Raw genomic sequence first — 14,883 nt, 5'->3', positions numbered from 1 at the left:
GTGAGTACCCGTTGGATACTCACGAGCCAGGCTGGCGCACCTCGTTTGTCGTCACCGCGTCGTTTGGCTTGTGATATGGCTGATCGCTCAACCCTCCCGCAACAACATTGCCTGATTCATCTGCAACGCCCTTAGCGTTGGGAGCAGCCCGCCCAATAACGCAAGCGAACTGACCGCACCCGCCACCAGCGCTCCGAGCCACCATAGATCACCTGCTGGCAGCTTGAGCAGCGTGGCCGCCAGCGGCAGGGCAATCAGCGCGCCGAGGGCGGTAGCGAACAGGGTCGAAATGAAGGTAAGCAACCCTGTTTCCAGCAGCATGGCGAGGCGAATAGCCCGGTGCCTGGCGCCGAGGCAATGTAACAGGTTGGCTTCATAAAGCTGGCGCCTGCGGCTGACACTGACCACGCTGGACAGTACCAGTAGGCTTGCAGTCAGACTGACCAGGGCGACGGCGGCAAGGCCAGCGGTGGCCTTGCCGAGCAGGTCACCCGCGGTTTCGAGCCAGTCGGCGGTGCGCAGGGTCATTACGTTCGGTATGTTCCTGGCCAGCCACTGCTGGGATTGTTTTGCGGCCGGGTCGCTCTGGTAGACAACGCCGACGTAACGGCCGATCAGCGCATCCAGTGCGCCATCTTGCAGTACGCCTTCGAACCAGAACCGGGTTTGCAAACCTTTCTGCCGATAGAGGGCTTTAATTTCGGCGGCTATGGTCTGGCCTTGGACCAGAAATGCCACCTGGTCGCCAACGGTAAGCCCGAGTTTGTTGGCTTCCCGATCTTCCATGGCCATAAAGGCGGGCTCGCCCTGCGGCGCAGGTACCGTCCACCAGTCGCCTGCTATCAGCTCCAGATCTTCCGGGTTGCCGGACAGATAGCTGAGTTTGTATTCATCACCCATGGCTTCGCGTCTGGCTTGCGAGTCGTCCGCTAGCACTTCGGCGATGGGTGCCTGGTTGATGGTTGCCAGGCGGGCCCGTACCAGGGGCAGCAGTTCGGTCTGGCTGGAAGAGTCGAGCGATTCGAGGTCCGCCTGGAGCCTGTCAGTCTGATCAGGCAGAACGTCATACAGGATCAGGGCGGGTGCTTCGGCCGGTATGGTGGATTCCAGCGCGCGCAGCAGGGTACTGACGAGCAGGGTGCAAGCGACGACCAGTGTCAGCGCCGTACCCAGCGAAAGTAGCGTTGCCCGTAACGGCGAATCTGGCCGGTGCAGATTGGCCAGAGCCAGCCGCCGGGCGAAATTGCGATCAGCAAAGCCGCCGTTTTCCAGCGCTTTGGCAGCGTGCCGCAGGCCCTTGATCAGACCTTCCAGCAAGCCCCAGAGCACGACCAGCGCGAGCAGGAACAGAAAGCCGAGCTGAGAAGAAGGCAGCCAAAGCAGTAGGGCCCCGATGTACACAGCCAGGAGCATATAGCTGGCTATGCGCCAAATACGAGGTTCATGGCTGGCGGCCTGGACTTTGCCTCTGAACAGCCCGGCCGGTGATGCAGCAAGGGCTCTGGCCAGGGCTGGTAGCGCGAAGACGTAGGCGGTCAGCACTGCAAACAGCCAGCTCATGAGCAAGGGTAGGAGCCACATCTTTATCCATTGGCTGGCGCCGCTCGATTCGGATACCGCGAAGGCATCGCCGGCCAGGCTCAGGGCTACCGCAGACAACCCCAACCCGATGGCACCGCCGATAAGGCCGGCAAGGCTGCCGAGTATGCCGATCTGCAGCAGATAGATGCGCACCAGCGGCCCGCGCCGCAGGCCTAGCGTTTGCAGCGTGGCGATGGTGCCGAGTTTTTCATCCAGGTAGGCATGGATGCTGTTGGCGACCCCCAGGCCGCCGATAAACAGCGTAGTGAAGGCGATCAGGATCAGCGCCGTGGCAATGTGGTCCAGCCGTTCGGCCAGGCGCTCGCTGCGCTCGGCAAAGGTGGTGGTGTCCCAGCGGGTATCGGGAAAAGCCTGCTCGAATTCATCCAGCCAGAGAGTCAGGTCGCGGTCGGTCTGCACCCGGTATTCATAGTCGATGCGGCTGCCCGGTTGTATCAGCTGAGCGGCCTGCAGCGCCTCGTCAGAAATGATGATCGGCAAACCGCGCCAGTTGGCATTCAGGCTGCGATCGGGCTGTGTCTGAATCAGGCCGCTGATGCGAAAGGTCGCCGCGCCAATCTGTATCTGATCGCCAATGGTCTGGCCCAGGCGTTCAGCCAGGAGGGGGTCGACCACTGCGCCCCAGAGCGCGTCCTGTTGTGCAGTTGCCGCGGCCAGGGGTTGCTCTGGCATCAGCTGTAATTCGCCGTACAGCGGGTAGGCTGCATCGGGGATCAGTATCGCGGCCCTGAAAAAATTCTCGCCGTCTGCGTCAGTGACCATGGTGTCGAGCTGGCGCACCAGCGAGATGGTGCCGCTGGTCCGGAGCCATTCGAGCACGTCATCCGGCAGGGGCTCGCTGGAATCCAGTTCGACATCGCCGCCCAGGAGCGCGCGGGTATCCGCCAGCAGGCTCTGCTCGATCACCCGATAGAGACTGGCTGTGGCCGCCACCAGCGTGACGCCGAGTATCAGGCAGGCCAGAAAGATCTTGAGCACGGAGATGCGCGAGCGCAGATCTGAAACCGCAAATCTGAGCATCCACAGCGCTTTGTTAGAGGCCTCAGAGCGCATGCAGGTGCCCTGCATCCATTCTGACCCGGTGCTGGCAGCGCTCGGCTACTCGCTCGTCGTGGGTTACCAGCACCAGGGTGGATTGGCTTTGCCTGTGCAGGTCGAACAGCAGCGTCAGCACCTTCTCACCGGTTATCTGGTCCAGGTTGCCGGTTGGCTCGTCGCCCAGCAGCAGGCTTGGCTGATGCACCAGTGCGCGCGCAATAGCCACACGCTGCTGTTCGCCACCGGAAAGCTGGGTGGGGTGGTGCTGCAGTCGATGGCTCAGCCCCACAGCTTCGAGCATGGCCAGGGCGCGCTCGCGGGCATTGGCCTGCCCGGCAATCTCCAGCGGCAGGCTGACGTTGCCCAGCGCGCTGAGCCCCGGCAGCAAATGAAATGACTGAAAGATGATACCCAGGTGCTCGCTGCGCCAGTCGGCCAGCGCATTGGAGTCCATGTCGCCCAGGCGCTGGCTGCCCACCCGTATCTCGCCCTGGTCGGGTCGTTCAAGACCGGAAAGCAACAGCAGAAGCGAGGTCTTGCCACTGCCGGAGGGGCCGGTAATCGCCAGGGACTCGCCGGGTGGAACATTGAGCGAGGCGTCGTTAAGCACCGCAACGGTACCTGACTCTGTGGAGTAACTGAGGTGAATACCGCTCATTTGCACGCTGGTGGACACAGAGGCTCCTGTTGTTGTTCCTAGGGGGCACGGGCTGACACTATGCCATGTCCGGTGCGAACTTCTGCAGGCAACGCGTTTGAAATACTAGCCCTCGTGGCGACATTCTTGCCGAGAATGCCCAGAGTGCGTTGCGGGTATATCCAGTTTCCGACTGGGCGGCTTGCAGGGTCTCCCCTATGTTCACAGGCACGTCAATCAAATCAAGGAGCGTAGTATTAACGCTGTGCTAGGCTTTCATTGCAAAGTGAAATCACGAGCGACTTAAAGCAGGGCCGATTAACACTGCCCGCCGCCACTAGTGCCAGATGCTAGCCAAAATCAGGAGTAGTTATGACAGACCATATCGATATCAACGAAGAAAGGCTTCAACAGGTTCTTGCCGAGATGCGTGAGAGGAACGAGGCTAGCGCTCTCACGACAGATATCATCGAGCTTTACATGGGCGGATTTCATTCTAATAAGGGAGTGCCAGTCAAAGATTCGTGGAATGCGCAGTTCGGTAAATATCTAAAGGCGAACTCGTCAAAGTTTGGCATCAATGAATTGAGTTCGCATGAAAGCGTGAAGGTGAATGGCCATCCTACGTCGTCATCAAGATGGAGCCTTAGTGGCTAACAAAGCCATGGAGTTCAGGCTGGAAAACTGAAATGCCATATTCTATTTTGTTGGCGAAGGCTGAACTCGTCGCATTTCGGTTCAAATGGTGCGGACCTGGCTGTCGAGTTGGTTTCGAAACGTATTAGCTCCGCGCCGAAGAGGCGTTGCGATCAACGTGGTTGGCGCCCTAACTCGCCTTGGCTTTTTCTGGCATATCGGCGGCCAGCCGCTCGAGAAACATCGCCAGCGCTACTTCCTCTGCTTTCAGCCCCTTGCGTACGCGCGGCTTGGGCAGCTTGGTCAGTTCACCCAGGCTGAAATGCTCCAGTACGGCCGGGTGGATATAACATTTTCGGCACACTGCGGGGGTGTTGCTCAGTTGCTTGGCAACGTCTTTGACGACGGCCACCACATGCCGTTTCGCATGCGATTCGGGCTGCCATTCCAGCTCCCGTAGCACGGCCAGCGCCAACGCAGTGCCGGCCCAGGTGCGGTAATCCTTGGCGGTGAAATCGGCCCCGGTGAGGCTGTGCAGGTAGTCGTTGACATCGGAGGAACTGACGGTATGGCGCTCGCCGTCTTCGTCCAGATACTGGAAAAGATCCTGCCCCGGCAGTTCCTGACAACGTTTAACCACCCTGGCCAGGCGCCGATCTTTTACGCTGACCTGGTGTTCCACGCCGCTCTTGCCGCGAAAATGGAACTTGATTGCGCTGCCCTTGATATCGACATGGCGGGTGCGCAGGGTGGTGAGTCCGTAGGACTTATTGTCCCGGGCGTACTGTGTGTTGCCGACGCGGATCAGCGTGGCATCCAGCAGCATCACCACCGTGGCCAGCACCTTTTCGCGGGTGAATCCTGGCTCGGCGATTTGCGCTTCCAGTTGCTTGCGCAGTTTGGGCAGGGCCTTGCCGAACGCTTGCAGGCGCGAGTATTTGTCGGCGTCGCGCACTTCCCGCCAGCGCGGATGATAGCGGTATTGCTTGCGCCCACGGGCGTCGCGGCCAGTGGCTTGCAGATGGCCGCGCGAGTCAGCGCAGATCCACACGTCAGTGTAGGCGGGCGGCACCGCTAGGGAGTCGAGGCGCTTGATTTCATCGGGGTCGGTAATGCGCTCGCCCTTGGCATCGAAATATCTGAACGTGCCGCGGTATTTCTTGCGGCTGATGCCGGGCTGGGTGTCGTCGACGTAACGTAAGTCGCGAGGCAGGTCTGCTTGCAACGCGGAATCGGGCATGGGTCATTTCCCTGTCTACACATCAGGCGGGTATATCTGATTGACCGCTGCGTTTGCCAGTGGTGCCAACAGGTTCTGAAACAGAAGGAGCAGCCCGGCTCTGTCTATTTTCCCTGGGATGCGTAGAAGCTAAAGCAAGTCTTCGTCGTTACAGACCAATTTTACGCGGATGGTTTCGGTGGAATAGTCGCCGCCAATCTGCAACTCGGCGTCCTCGCCCGGCTGGATAGTCGCGTCGGGAAAGAAGGTCCATGAGTCCTCTGCCGGCTCAGGCCTGAGCGAGCATTGCACCGCGCTGCTGTGATTGTTGGTCAGGCGCAGGTGTTTCAGGTTGTCTGATGTCGCCGGGGCAGAGGTCTCCTGCGGTTCAATAACCCAGGCTCGGACATCCAGTTCATTGAGCTCCTTGTCCAGCAGTATCTCCGGTGAACCCAGGGCGACTGCAGGCAGGCACCCGATGACGGCACAGACGTAGATCAATTTCATTTCGCGACTCCTCTTTTCGCTGGGGCATATAGCAGCAGAGACTTTTGCGCGTCTCGGGTTCCTTTTTTGTTGGCTGGGCGTCGTCTGCTCAGTCGTGCGAAGGCTCGATGGGTTCTCGTTCTGATGGGCGCGCGATGGAACTGAGCAAATCGTTATGCATTAGTGGATTGCGTGGTACGTGGGGGAGCTCAATGAGCCGATCCGCAGGGTGGTGATGGCAGACGTTGTTGCGGCTGTTGCGCTTGTTATTGCTGGGATTGTTTATTTTGTCTGTCGCGGTGGGAAACAGCCGGCGGCATAAGCCATACGACATTGGTTTGGACCGCGCAATGTGCGAGCGCTTTTCGTGCGGCCGGGATATGATTCGCGCCCCAATAGGCTGCCTCACGCATCAGGCCATCATGCCCAGAAACGCCATCTATACCGATCTGTCGGGTTACTACGATTTAATGTGTGCGGATATTGACTACAGCTCTCAGAGCCAGGGTGTTCAGCGGCTGCATCGGTTATTCGGTAGCGCTGGAAAGACGCATCTCGATCTGGCCTGCGGGACCGGGCCGCATGTGCGGCATCTGCTCGATGCTGGCTATCAAAGCAGTGGGCTGGACATCAATCAGCCGATGTTGGACCTGGCGCTGATTCGCTGCCCGGAGGCCACCTTTTCTGTACAGGATATGTGTGGCTTCACGCTGAACCAGCCGGTCGACCTGATTACCTGTTTCCTGTATTCCATTCATTACAGTGCCGGGATCGAGAGACTGCAGGCGTGCATCGCCAGTGTGCATGCAGCGCTGGTGACAGGTGGGCTGTTCTGCTTCAACGCTGTCGACAAGCGCATGATCGACAACGACTCGCGCGTATCGCACACGGCTGCGCACGCTGATGGGTTATTCAGCTTTAGCTCCGGCTGGCACTATTCGGGAGTCGGCGAGCAGCAGTCGTTGAAGCTCCGCGTTGAAAGAACGGCCGCGGATGAAAGCCATGTATGGCAGGACGAGCACAGTATGGTGGCTGTGAGTTTCAGCGAACTGATTGAGCTTTTGCAGCCGTATTTCGATGTTCAGGTGTTTGAGCATGATTACGAGACGATCCTTCCCTGGGAAGGAGCATCCGGGAACGCGATATTCGTCTGCGTGAAGCGTGAAGCGTGAACGAGCGGGCGCACGATAGAAAAAACACCCGCTATGCAAGGCTAGGCAGGCTCAGGAAGACCCAAACTCTGACCCGGTGCCTCAGGGTTCGTGGTACCCTCTGCTGCTGAGGGTTTTCGCCGGGGAAGTGCGAGTCTGGGGCAATCGGAACGCCGAACCGCCGCCGCGATGGCGTCCGTAGGACGCCCGGGCTTCACCGGTGTCTCAATCCCAGCTCAAGGCCCCGCCGGTCTGGTACTCAATCACTCGCGTTTCAAAGAAGTTCTTCTCCTTTTTCAAGTCCATGATTTCGCTCATCCACGGGAAGGGGTTGGTGGTGCCTGGGTATTCTTCTTTCAGGCCGATCTGGGTCAGGCGGCGGTTAGCAATGTATTTGAGGTAGTCCTCCATCATCACCGCGTTCATACCAAGGACGCCGCGGGGCATGGTGTCGCGGGCGTACTCGATTTCCAGTTGGGTGCCTTGCAGAATCATCTGCGCGGCTTCGTCCTGCATAGTGGCATCCCACAGGTGCGGGTTTTCGATCTTGATCTGGTTGATCACATCGATACCGAAGTTCAGGTGCATGGATTCGTCACGCAGAATGTACTGGAACTGTTCGGCGACGCCGGTCATCTTGTTGCGGCGGCCCATGGACAGGATCTGGCTGAAGCCGCAGTAAAAGAAGATGCCTTCCAGTACACAATAGAATGCGATCAGATTGCGCAGCAGTTCCCGGTCGGTTTCCAGGGTGCCGGTCTCGAAGGTCGGATCGGAGATGGAGCGGGTGTACTTGAGGCCCCAGGCGGCTTTCTTCGCGACGCTGGGAATCTCGTGGTACATGTTGAAAATCTCGCCTTCATCCATCCCCAATGACTCGACGCAGTACTGGTAGGCGTGGGTGTGGATTGCCTCTTCGAAGGACTGGCGCAGCAGGTATTGGCGGCACTCGGGGTTGGTGATCAGCCGGTATACAGCCAGTACCAGATTGTTGGCGACCAGGGAATCGGCAGTGGAGAAGAAGCCCAGGTTGCGCTTGACGATGCGGCGCTCGTCGTCAGTCAGGCCCTCGGGGTTTTTCCACAGGGCGATGTCGGCAGTCATGTTTACTTCCTGCGGCATCCAGTGGTTGGAACAGCCGTCGAGGTATTTCTGCCAGGCCCAGTCATATTTGAAAGGGACAAGCTGATTGAGGTCTGCGCGGCAATTGATCATGCGCTTGGCGTCGACGTTGACCCTTGCAGCGGAGCCTTGAAGATCTTCCAGACCCTCCTGAATATCGAGCTCGTCCAGAGCCGCCTTGGCACGGGCGACGGCGTTCGAGTCCTCGCTGGCAACGCGGCGGGCGCGGTCTGTGATCGCTGTTGTCGAGGTTGAATTCGATGCTTCCAGCGGCGCGGCGCTGGTGTGTTCGTTGTCTTGGTCGTCCCAGTTGAGCATGGGTTAGCTCCTGTTCTGTTGTGTCATTGAATGGTGCGCTTGGGCACTGCTTGGCGTGTTCGCTACCGCATGGCGTAGCGCAGGCGCACTACACCCCCAGGGGGCAGCTGGGCCGCGTTCGGATGCGCCGGTTTTCCTGGGGTTGGCGTGCGCCGGCGCGCCGACAGGATTTGTTCCAGCCGCAGACCTGGCGGCGCGCATGTGCTTATACCCCCAGGGCTGATAGCGCTGATCTGTTTACTGGCAAGCCTCGCAATCTGGTTCGTCAATGGAGCAGGCTTTGGGGACCGGTGCTGGGCCGGACGACACTGCGTTGAGTTTGCCAGTCTCCACCGTGGATTTCTCGGTGCTGGTAGCAGCCATCGCACGCAGGTAATAGGTCGTTTTCAGGCCGCGGTACCAGGCCATGCGGTAGGTCGTGTCGAGTTTCTTGCCAGAGGCGCCGGCGATATACAGGTTGAGCGATTGAGCCTGGTCGATCCATTTCTGGCGGCGGCTGGCGGCTTCAACGATCCACTTGGTATCCACTTCAAAAGCGGTGGCGTAGAGCGCTTTAATGTCGGCGGGAATGCGGTCGATCTGCTGCACCGAGCCGTCATAGAACTTCAGGTCGTTGACCATGACCGGGTCCCAGAGGTTGCGAGCCTTGAGGTCGCGGACCAGGTAGGGATTGATCACGGTGAACTCGCCGGACAGGTTCGATTTGACGTACAAATTCTGGTAAGTCGGCTCGATGGACTGTGACACGCCAGTGATATTGGCGATGGTGGCAGTCGGCGCGATGGCCATGATGTTGGAGTTGCGCATGCCTTGTTTCACACGCTCGCGCAGCGGCTTCCAGTCCAGGGTCTGGCTGCGGTCGACATCGATATAGTGGGCGCCGCGCTGCTCGGTGAGGATGTCCAGCGAGTCCAGCGGCAAAATGCCCTGGCTCCACAGTGAGCCGTCGAAGCTGGCGTAGCTGCCGCGCTCTTCGGCCAGATCGCACGAGGCTTGAATGGCGTAATAACTGAGCGCCTCCATGGACTGGTCGGCAAAGGCGACGGCAGCGTCCGAACCGTAAGGCGTCTGCTGCATATAGAGCGCATCCTGAAAGCCCATGATGCCGAGGCCGACCGGGCGGTGCTTGAGGTTGGAGTTTTGCGCCTGCGGCACGGAGTAGTAATTGATGTCGATGACGTTATCCAGCATGCGTACGGCGGTCTTGACCGTGGCAGCCAGCTTGGCGGTATCCAGCTTGCCGTCTGTCATGTGGTTCGGCAGGTTGACCGAGCCCAGATTACACACGGCGATCTCATCGGCTGAAGTGTTCAGCGTGATCTCGGTGCACAGGTTGGAGCTGTGCACGACGCCGACGTGCTGTTGCGGGCTGCGCAGATTGCAGGCGTCCTTGAAGGTGAACCAGGGGTGGCCGGTTTCGAACAGCATGCTGAGCATCTTGCGCCAGAGGTCGCGGGCCTGGATGGTCTTGTGCAGTTTGAGTTTGCCTTGCTCGGTCAGTGTTTCGTAGTGCGTGTAGCGCTGTTCAAAGGCCTTGCCGGTCAGGTCATGCAGGTCGGGCGTGTCGGAAGGGGAGAACAGGGTCCACTGGCCGTCGTCGAATACGCGCTTCATGAACAGATCGGGGATCCAGTTGGCAGTATTCATATCATGGGTGCGGCGGCGGTCGTCACCGGTATTCTTGCGCAGCTCAAGGAACTCCTCGATATCCAGATGCCAGGTTTCCAGGTAGGCGCAGACCGCCCCCTTGCGTTTGCCGCCCTGGTTTACCGCCACGGCGGTGTCGTTAACCACCTTGAGGAACGGCACAACACCCTGGGATTTGCCATTGGTGCCCTTGATGTAAGCCCCCAGCGCGCGCACGTTGGTCCAGTCATTACCCAGGCCGCCAGCAAATTTGCTGAGCATGGCATTGTCATGAATAGCGTGATAGATGCCTGATAGCTCGTCGGGGACCGTCGTCAGATAACAACTGGATAGCTGCGGGCGCAGGGTGCCGGCATTGAACAGCGTAGGCGTGGACGCCATGTAGTCGAAACGCGAGAGCAGGTTGTAGAACTCGATGGCGCGGGCAGTGCGGTCCTGTTCCTCTATTGCCAGACCCATGGCGACGCGCATGAAGAATATCTGCGGCAGCTCGAAGCGCACGCCGTCCTTGTGGATGAAGTAGCGGTCGTAAAGTGTCTGCAGGCCCAGGTAGGTGAATTGCTGATCGCGCTCATGATTGATGGCGGCGCCGAGGGCATCCAGATCAAAGTCTTTCAGGCGCGGGTCGAGCAGTTCCAGTTCGGCGCCGGTGCTGACATAGACGGGCAGGGCTCTGGCATACAGCTCGGCCATCTGGTGATGGGTGGCGCTGTTGGTCACACCGAGAAACCCAAGCGCTTCGGCGCGCAAACTGTCCATCAGCAGGCGCGCTGTCACCTGGCTATAGTTCGGCTCGCGTTCCACCAGCGTGCGGGCGGTCATTACCAGGGCGGTGCTCACATCGCTTGCGGTGACGCCGTCGTACAGGTTTTTCAGGGTTTCGCGTTCGATCAGCGCGGCGTCGACTTCGGCCAGACCTTCGCAGGCTTCGGTGATCAAAATGCGCAAACGCCCCAGATCCAGCGGCTGCTGGGTGCCGTCTTCCAGCGTGACGCGAATGCTCGGATGCGCCTCTACCGGTTCATTACCCTGCCGCGCCTGACGCTGGCGGGCATGTTCTTCACGGTACAGCACATAGGCGCGGGCGACTTTCTGCTCGCCTGAACGCATCAACGCAAGCTCTACCTGATCCTGTATATCTTCGATATGCAGGGTGCCGCCGGAGGGCATGCGCCGCCAGAACGTCGCGGTAATGGTTTCTGTCAGCGTATCGACCACGTTATGAATGCGACTTGAAGCAGCGGCCTGGCTTCCCTCAACGCCGAGGAAGGCTTTGGTGATGGCGACCTTGATCTTGTCATCGGTATAGCTGACCAGCGCGCCGTTACGCTTGATTACCCGCAGGGCTCCCGGCGCCGTAACCATCAGATCCTTGTCATGTTCGCTTTCGATCGCCGGTGCATCGGTTGAAAGATTCGTGTGGGTGGTCGGTGAGGGCTGCATATGCGTGCTCCTGTGTCTCACTATATCTAGTAGTGTTGTCGGTCCGGTCTGCGATGGCGATCGGGCTTCCAGATACGAGTGAACTCCGTTAAAGCTCAGCTTCTGTGCAATCTGGGTTTAGGTGTTCATGTGTATATGTAGTGATCGTTTACCTAGGTGGCACAAGATAGTGTGGTTATATCTCTGGCGCAAGTCTCGGTTGGAAAAATATGCTGGGGCGCTGATCGGGCCTTGGCGGCTCAGTGGTGCTGTCAGGTGAAGCTCGACATGTTTGCGCGACCTACAATATGTTGTGTTTTGGAAGGATGGTCTGACCGGTGCTGGACGGCACCGCGCTGATGCTACAATGCCGCGCTGGCCTAGAACGCGACCGGGGGAACACGTGGACGAAAATGAACGCATTCTGATTGTCGAGGATGACTTGAAGCTTGCTTCGCTAATTGCCGATTTTCTCAGCGCTCAGGGACTGCAGACAGCAATAGAGCCGGACGGCAGCAAGGCGGTCGAGCGTGTGCTCAAGCATGTGCCTGATCTGGTTGTGCTGGATCTGATGCTGCCGGGAGAAGATGGTCTGTCCATCTGCAAGCGTTTGCGTGACGCCGGTTACACCCGACCGATCCTCATGCTGACTGCTCGCAGTGATGACAAGGACCACATTCAGGGGCTGGAGCTTGGCGCGGATGATTTTGTAAACAAGCCGGTACGGCCACAGGTCTTGCTGGCCCGGATCCGCGCGTTACTGCGCCGTCGGGGTGAGGTCGAGCAGCAAGTCAGTCAGCCACCGAGCAGGCTGCAATTCGGTGCTCTGATTGTCGACAGCACGCGTCGCGAAGCCTGGCTTGGATCTGAGCTGATTGACCTCACCGGTGCCGAGTTTGATCTGCTTTGGCTGTTAGCGAGCAACGCTGGGCGGGTGCTGAGCCGAGAGGAAACTTTTGTCGCGCTGCGCGGCATCGGATATGACGGGCAGGACCGCTCGATTGATGTCCGCATCTCAAGAATACGCCCCAAGATCGGCGATGATCCGGATCAGCCGCGGATTATAAAAACCGTTCGCAGCAAGGGATATCTGTTTGTCGCGCCTGAGCCGGCCGACACGTGAACTCCATCTTTTTTCGGGTATATGGCGGCATCCTGGCGGTGCTGATTACTGTGCTGCTACTGGGGTTGGCGGCCATCTGGTTCGTCAACGATATGCGCACTGAAGAATATCGCGAACGCATTGCCACGGGTACGTTCAGGCTGATGGCCGACAACCTTGAAGAAATGGACGAGGCCGAACGCCTGCGTGCGCTGGCGGCATGGACCAGACTGATTGGAGTACCCCTTGAGCTCAAGCACCTCGACAACCTCAATCTTGAGGCCAGCACCTGGTCCCGGTTGCTCAAGGGCCGCGTGCTGGTAAAGCCATCGAGCAATCCGCGTTTGCGTATTTATGCCATGGTGAGTGTCGATGAAGGTGTTGTGTTAACCGCGGCCATCCACCGGATTTCCGAGCAGCTAGGCAGGGCGACGCTGTTTCTGGTGGCCGATGAACTGGTTCGTCACCCAGAAGGAGATATGCCGGGTCGGCTGCAACAGCTCAGGGGCGACAAGGGCTTTGGGTATCCGCTGCGCCTAACGCCGATCCGCGAAGCCGATCTGGATGCCGACCAACGTCGCCGGTTGGAGGAAAGCGATACGGTAATGACCCTCGGGCCCGACGGCGACTCGGTGCTGCTCTACCTGAAAATCCCGGATACCCAATGGATTCTGAGTCTGGGTCCGTTGTATCAAATGAACGAATACCCGGCAGGGCTGCTTCTGGTCACTGGCATGTTAATGCTGGCGCTATGCGGTTTGCTTATCTATCTCTTGGTCCGGCAGCTGGAAAGACGCTTGCTGACGCTGGAGTCTGCGGCGGCGCATATCAGCGCGGGCAACCTGAACGCTCGCGTCGACGCCAGGGGAAACGATGCGGTGGGCCGTCTGGCACGGGCATTCAACCGTATGGCCACACACCTCCAGCGTCTCATGCGCATCCAACAGGAGATGATTGGCGCGGTGTCCCATGAGTTGCGCACCCCCGTGGCGCGGTTGCGGTTCGGCCTGGAAATGGTCGATACCGCGGTGAAACCAGAGGATCGGCGAAAGTATGTGGAGGGGATGGATGCCGATCTGAACGAGCTGGATGGGCTGGTAGACGAAATCCTGGTATATGCGCGGCTGGATCAGGGTGCGCCCGAGCTGACATTCAAACGCACCAATGTACCGGCAATGGTCGAGCAGGTGGTCAGCGAACTGGCTCCGCTGAATCAGCAGCTTGAGGTCCGCCACGATGATCATTCGATGGGCAGGGCGCGGTACGTCGAAGCCGAATCGCGCTATCTGCAGCGCGCCGTCGCCAATCTGGTCAACAATGCGATGCGCTATGCGAAGAGTCGCGTCCTGGTCACCACCCAGGTGCAATACGAGCGCTGCATCATCATGGTGGAGGATGACGGCCCGGGTATTCCTGAAGAATTCCGGGAACAGATCTTTACGCCGTTTTTGCGCCTGGATGATAGCCGCACTCGCTCATCCGGCGGTTACGGGCTGGGGTTGGCTATCGTGCGCAGGATTGTTTACTGGCATCAGGGAAGCGCTCGGGTTGAACGCTCCACAACGCTGGAAGGCGCGGCCTTTATTCTGGATTGGCCATTACGCCGGAGCTAGGTCGATCAACCCTATCGGCTATGACCATTCACCAGCAGCCGAAAGGCAGTGTCGGCCTGTTTCGCATCAGGCGTGCGGCCGCAAATAAGGTCGCAGTAAATGGCGCTCTCACCGATACGGATAATGAAGTACGCCAGGCTTTCGGCGTCCATTTCCGGGTTTATCCTGCCGGCCTCTATTTCGTGTTCGAACAATTTGCGCCAGGTTTCGATCAGGCGATTCTGCAAGCCGGCAATGTTCGAAGTGAGTAGCTGCAGCCCCCATTGGGGCTCGGAATGCAGAAAGTTGTGCAACGGCTTGGCTTCGATCAGAGCGACGTTGATGTCGTTATAGATCTGGGATAGAAAGTCGATCCCCGTGAGTTTGGGGTCCGCCTGGGCGCGCTCGATCGACTCGTCGTAAATTTCCTTGTAGAGCGACCAGAGTATCTCGCCCATCAACAGGTCTTTATTGCCGACCCAGCGCATCAGCGTCGCGCGACCGATATCCAGCTCTTCTGCCAGCAACGATAGATTCAGTCTGCGGCCCTCCAGCCACCATCGCCTGGCCATGCGAAAGGCGCTCAACGGTGTCGCGCGTTCATCTGATTTACGCTGCGAGAGTGCCAGGGCCAGCGGGGTGTTGGGCTTGCTCATATGGACTGCCTATTTGATCACGTGATTGTCATTGTTGACACCTATAGTAGCAAGGCTGATACCAAGAATAGAAGTGTCCCGCACCTGGAGCAGGTAGCAAATCAGGCTTCGCTTGTTTTGTTGCGCGGTCTGCGGACAAATACGAGCTTCGTGTTCTAGCGATAAGCGAGACTGAATTTGTATCCCCTTTAACCGGAACACGGATATGTCTGCTGGGCGAACAGTCAGGGGCAGACTTGATGGTCACCGCTGAGT

At 58.8% G+C, this 14,883-nt stretch carries 11 protein-coding genes; 4 read left to right on the top strand and 7 right to left on the bottom strand.

What is annotated here, in order from left to right; all coding sequences use genetic code 11:
* Positions 1 to 87: 87 nt before the first annotated feature.
* Complete coding sequence (locus FZE95_RS10925) at positions 88 to 2,622, bottom strand: ABC transporter permease (RefSeq protein ID WP_223825034.1); 2,535 nt, start codon at positions 2,620 to 2,622, stop codon at positions 88 to 90.
* 22 nt (positions 2,623 to 2,644) lie between these two features.
* On the bottom strand, positions 2,645 to 3,298 hold the full coding sequence (locus FZE95_RS10920; RefSeq protein ID WP_150301042.1) for an ABC transporter ATP-binding protein: 654 nt from the start codon (positions 3,296 to 3,298) through the stop codon (positions 2,645 to 2,647).
* 351 nt (positions 3,299 to 3,649) lie between these two features.
* Between FZE95_RS10920 and FZE95_RS10915 the strand changes: the two genes are divergently transcribed.
* Complete coding sequence (locus tag FZE95_RS10915) at positions 3,650 to 3,934, top strand: hypothetical protein (protein ID WP_150300889.1); 285 nt, start codon at positions 3,650 to 3,652, stop codon at positions 3,932 to 3,934.
* Positions 3,935 to 4,103: 169 nt separating this feature from the next.
* Here FZE95_RS10915 and FZE95_RS10910 read toward each other — a convergent pair whose 3' ends face one another.
* Positions 4,104 to 5,153, bottom strand: a complete 1,050-nt coding sequence (locus tag FZE95_RS10910) for a DNA topoisomerase IB (protein ID WP_150300888.1) — start codon at positions 5,151 to 5,153, stop codon at positions 4,104 to 4,106.
* A 129-nt stretch (positions 5,154 to 5,282) separates the two neighbouring features.
* Positions 5,283 to 5,639, bottom strand: a complete 357-nt coding sequence (locus FZE95_RS10905) for a hypothetical protein (RefSeq protein ID WP_150300887.1) — start codon at positions 5,637 to 5,639, stop codon at positions 5,283 to 5,285.
* A gap of 401 nt (positions 5,640 to 6,040) precedes the next feature.
* On the opposite strand from FZE95_RS10905, the gene FZE95_RS10900 reads away from it, so the two are divergent.
* Positions 6,041 to 6,790: a class I SAM-dependent DNA methyltransferase gene (locus FZE95_RS10900; RefSeq protein WP_150300886.1), complete on the top strand. Its 750-nt coding sequence runs from the start codon at positions 6,041 to 6,043 to the stop codon at positions 6,788 to 6,790.
* Positions 6,791 to 6,994: 204 nt separating this feature from the next.
* On the opposite strand, the gene FZE95_RS10895 is transcribed toward FZE95_RS10900, so the two are convergent.
* Both FZE95_RS10895 and FZE95_RS10890 read right to left on the bottom strand, forming a co-directional pair.
* Positions 6,995 to 8,209, bottom strand: coding sequence for a ribonucleotide-diphosphate reductase subunit beta (locus tag FZE95_RS10895; protein ID WP_150300885.1), 1,215 nt, complete (start codon positions 8,207 to 8,209; stop codon positions 6,995 to 6,997).
* Between the two features lie 237 nt (positions 8,210 to 8,446).
* Positions 8,447 to 11,299 (bottom strand): ribonucleoside-diphosphate reductase subunit alpha, encoded by a 2,853-nt coding sequence (locus tag FZE95_RS10890; RefSeq protein ID WP_150300884.1) that lies wholly within the window; start codon positions 11,297 to 11,299, stop codon positions 8,447 to 8,449.
* A gap of 346 nt (positions 11,300 to 11,645) precedes the next feature.
* On the opposite strand from FZE95_RS10890, the gene FZE95_RS10885 reads away from it, so the two are divergent.
* Both FZE95_RS10885 and FZE95_RS10880 read left to right on the top strand, forming a co-directional pair.
* Entirely contained in the window at positions 11,646 to 12,401 is a 756-nt protein-coding gene (locus FZE95_RS10885; RefSeq protein ID WP_150300883.1) for a response regulator, read from the top strand.
* Positions 12,398 to 13,993: an ATP-binding protein gene (locus FZE95_RS10880; protein WP_150300882.1), complete on the top strand. Its 1,596-nt coding sequence runs from the start codon at positions 12,398 to 12,400 to the stop codon at positions 13,991 to 13,993. Before FZE95_RS10885 ends, FZE95_RS10880 begins: the two co-directional genes overlap by 4 nt.
* Positions 13,994 to 14,004: 11 nt before the next feature.
* Here the strand turns inward: FZE95_RS10880 and FZE95_RS10875 are convergent, their stop codons facing one another.
* Positions 14,005 to 14,628, bottom strand: a complete 624-nt coding sequence (locus FZE95_RS10875; RefSeq protein WP_150300881.1) for a QsdR family transcriptional regulator — start codon at positions 14,626 to 14,628, stop codon at positions 14,005 to 14,007.
* Between the last annotated feature and the right edge of the window lie 255 nt (positions 14,629 to 14,883).

The sequence above is a fragment of the Pseudomonas profundi genome (assembly GCF_008638305.1).
GTDB lineage: Bacteria > Pseudomonadota > Gammaproteobacteria > Pseudomonadales > Pseudomonadaceae > Halopseudomonas > Halopseudomonas profundi.
Note: the sequence above shows the minus strand (reverse complement) of the source record. Positions and strands in the feature narration are given on the sequence as shown.

Coding starts and splice junctions, on each gene's coding strand:
- FZE95_RS10910 (WP_150300888.1), bottom strand. CDS start 5,153: ATGCCCGATTCCGCGTTGCAAGCAGACCTGCCTCGCGACTTACGTTAC.
- FZE95_RS10915 (WP_150300889.1), top strand. CDS start 3,650: ATGACAGACCATATCGATATCAACGAAGAAAGGCTTCAACAGGTTCTT.
- FZE95_RS10885 (WP_150300883.1), top strand. CDS start 11,646: ATGCCGCGCTGGCCTAGAACGCGACCGGGGGAACACGTGGACGAAAAT.
- FZE95_RS10895 (WP_150300885.1), bottom strand. CDS start 8,209: ATGCTCAACTGGGACGACCAAGACAACGAACACACCAGCGCCGCGCCG.
- FZE95_RS10890 (WP_150300884.1), bottom strand. CDS start 11,299: ATGCAGCCCTCACCGACCACCCACACGAATCTTTCAACCGATGCACCG.
- FZE95_RS10900 (WP_150300886.1), top strand. CDS start 6,041: ATGCCCAGAAACGCCATCTATACCGATCTGTCGGGTTACTACGATTTA.
- FZE95_RS10920 (WP_150301042.1), bottom strand. CDS start 3,298: ATGAGCGGTATTCACCTCAGTTACTCCACAGAGTCAGGTACCGTTGCG.
- FZE95_RS10875 (WP_150300881.1), bottom strand. CDS start 14,628: ATGAGCAAGCCCAACACCCCGCTGGCCCTGGCACTCTCGCAGCGTAAA.
- FZE95_RS10905 (WP_150300887.1), bottom strand. CDS start 5,639: ATGAAATTGATCTACGTCTGTGCCGTCATCGGGTGCCTGCCTGCAGTC.
- FZE95_RS10925 (WP_223825034.1), bottom strand. CDS start 2,622: ATGCTCAGATTTGCGGTTTCAGATCTGCGCTCGCGCATCTCCGTGCTC.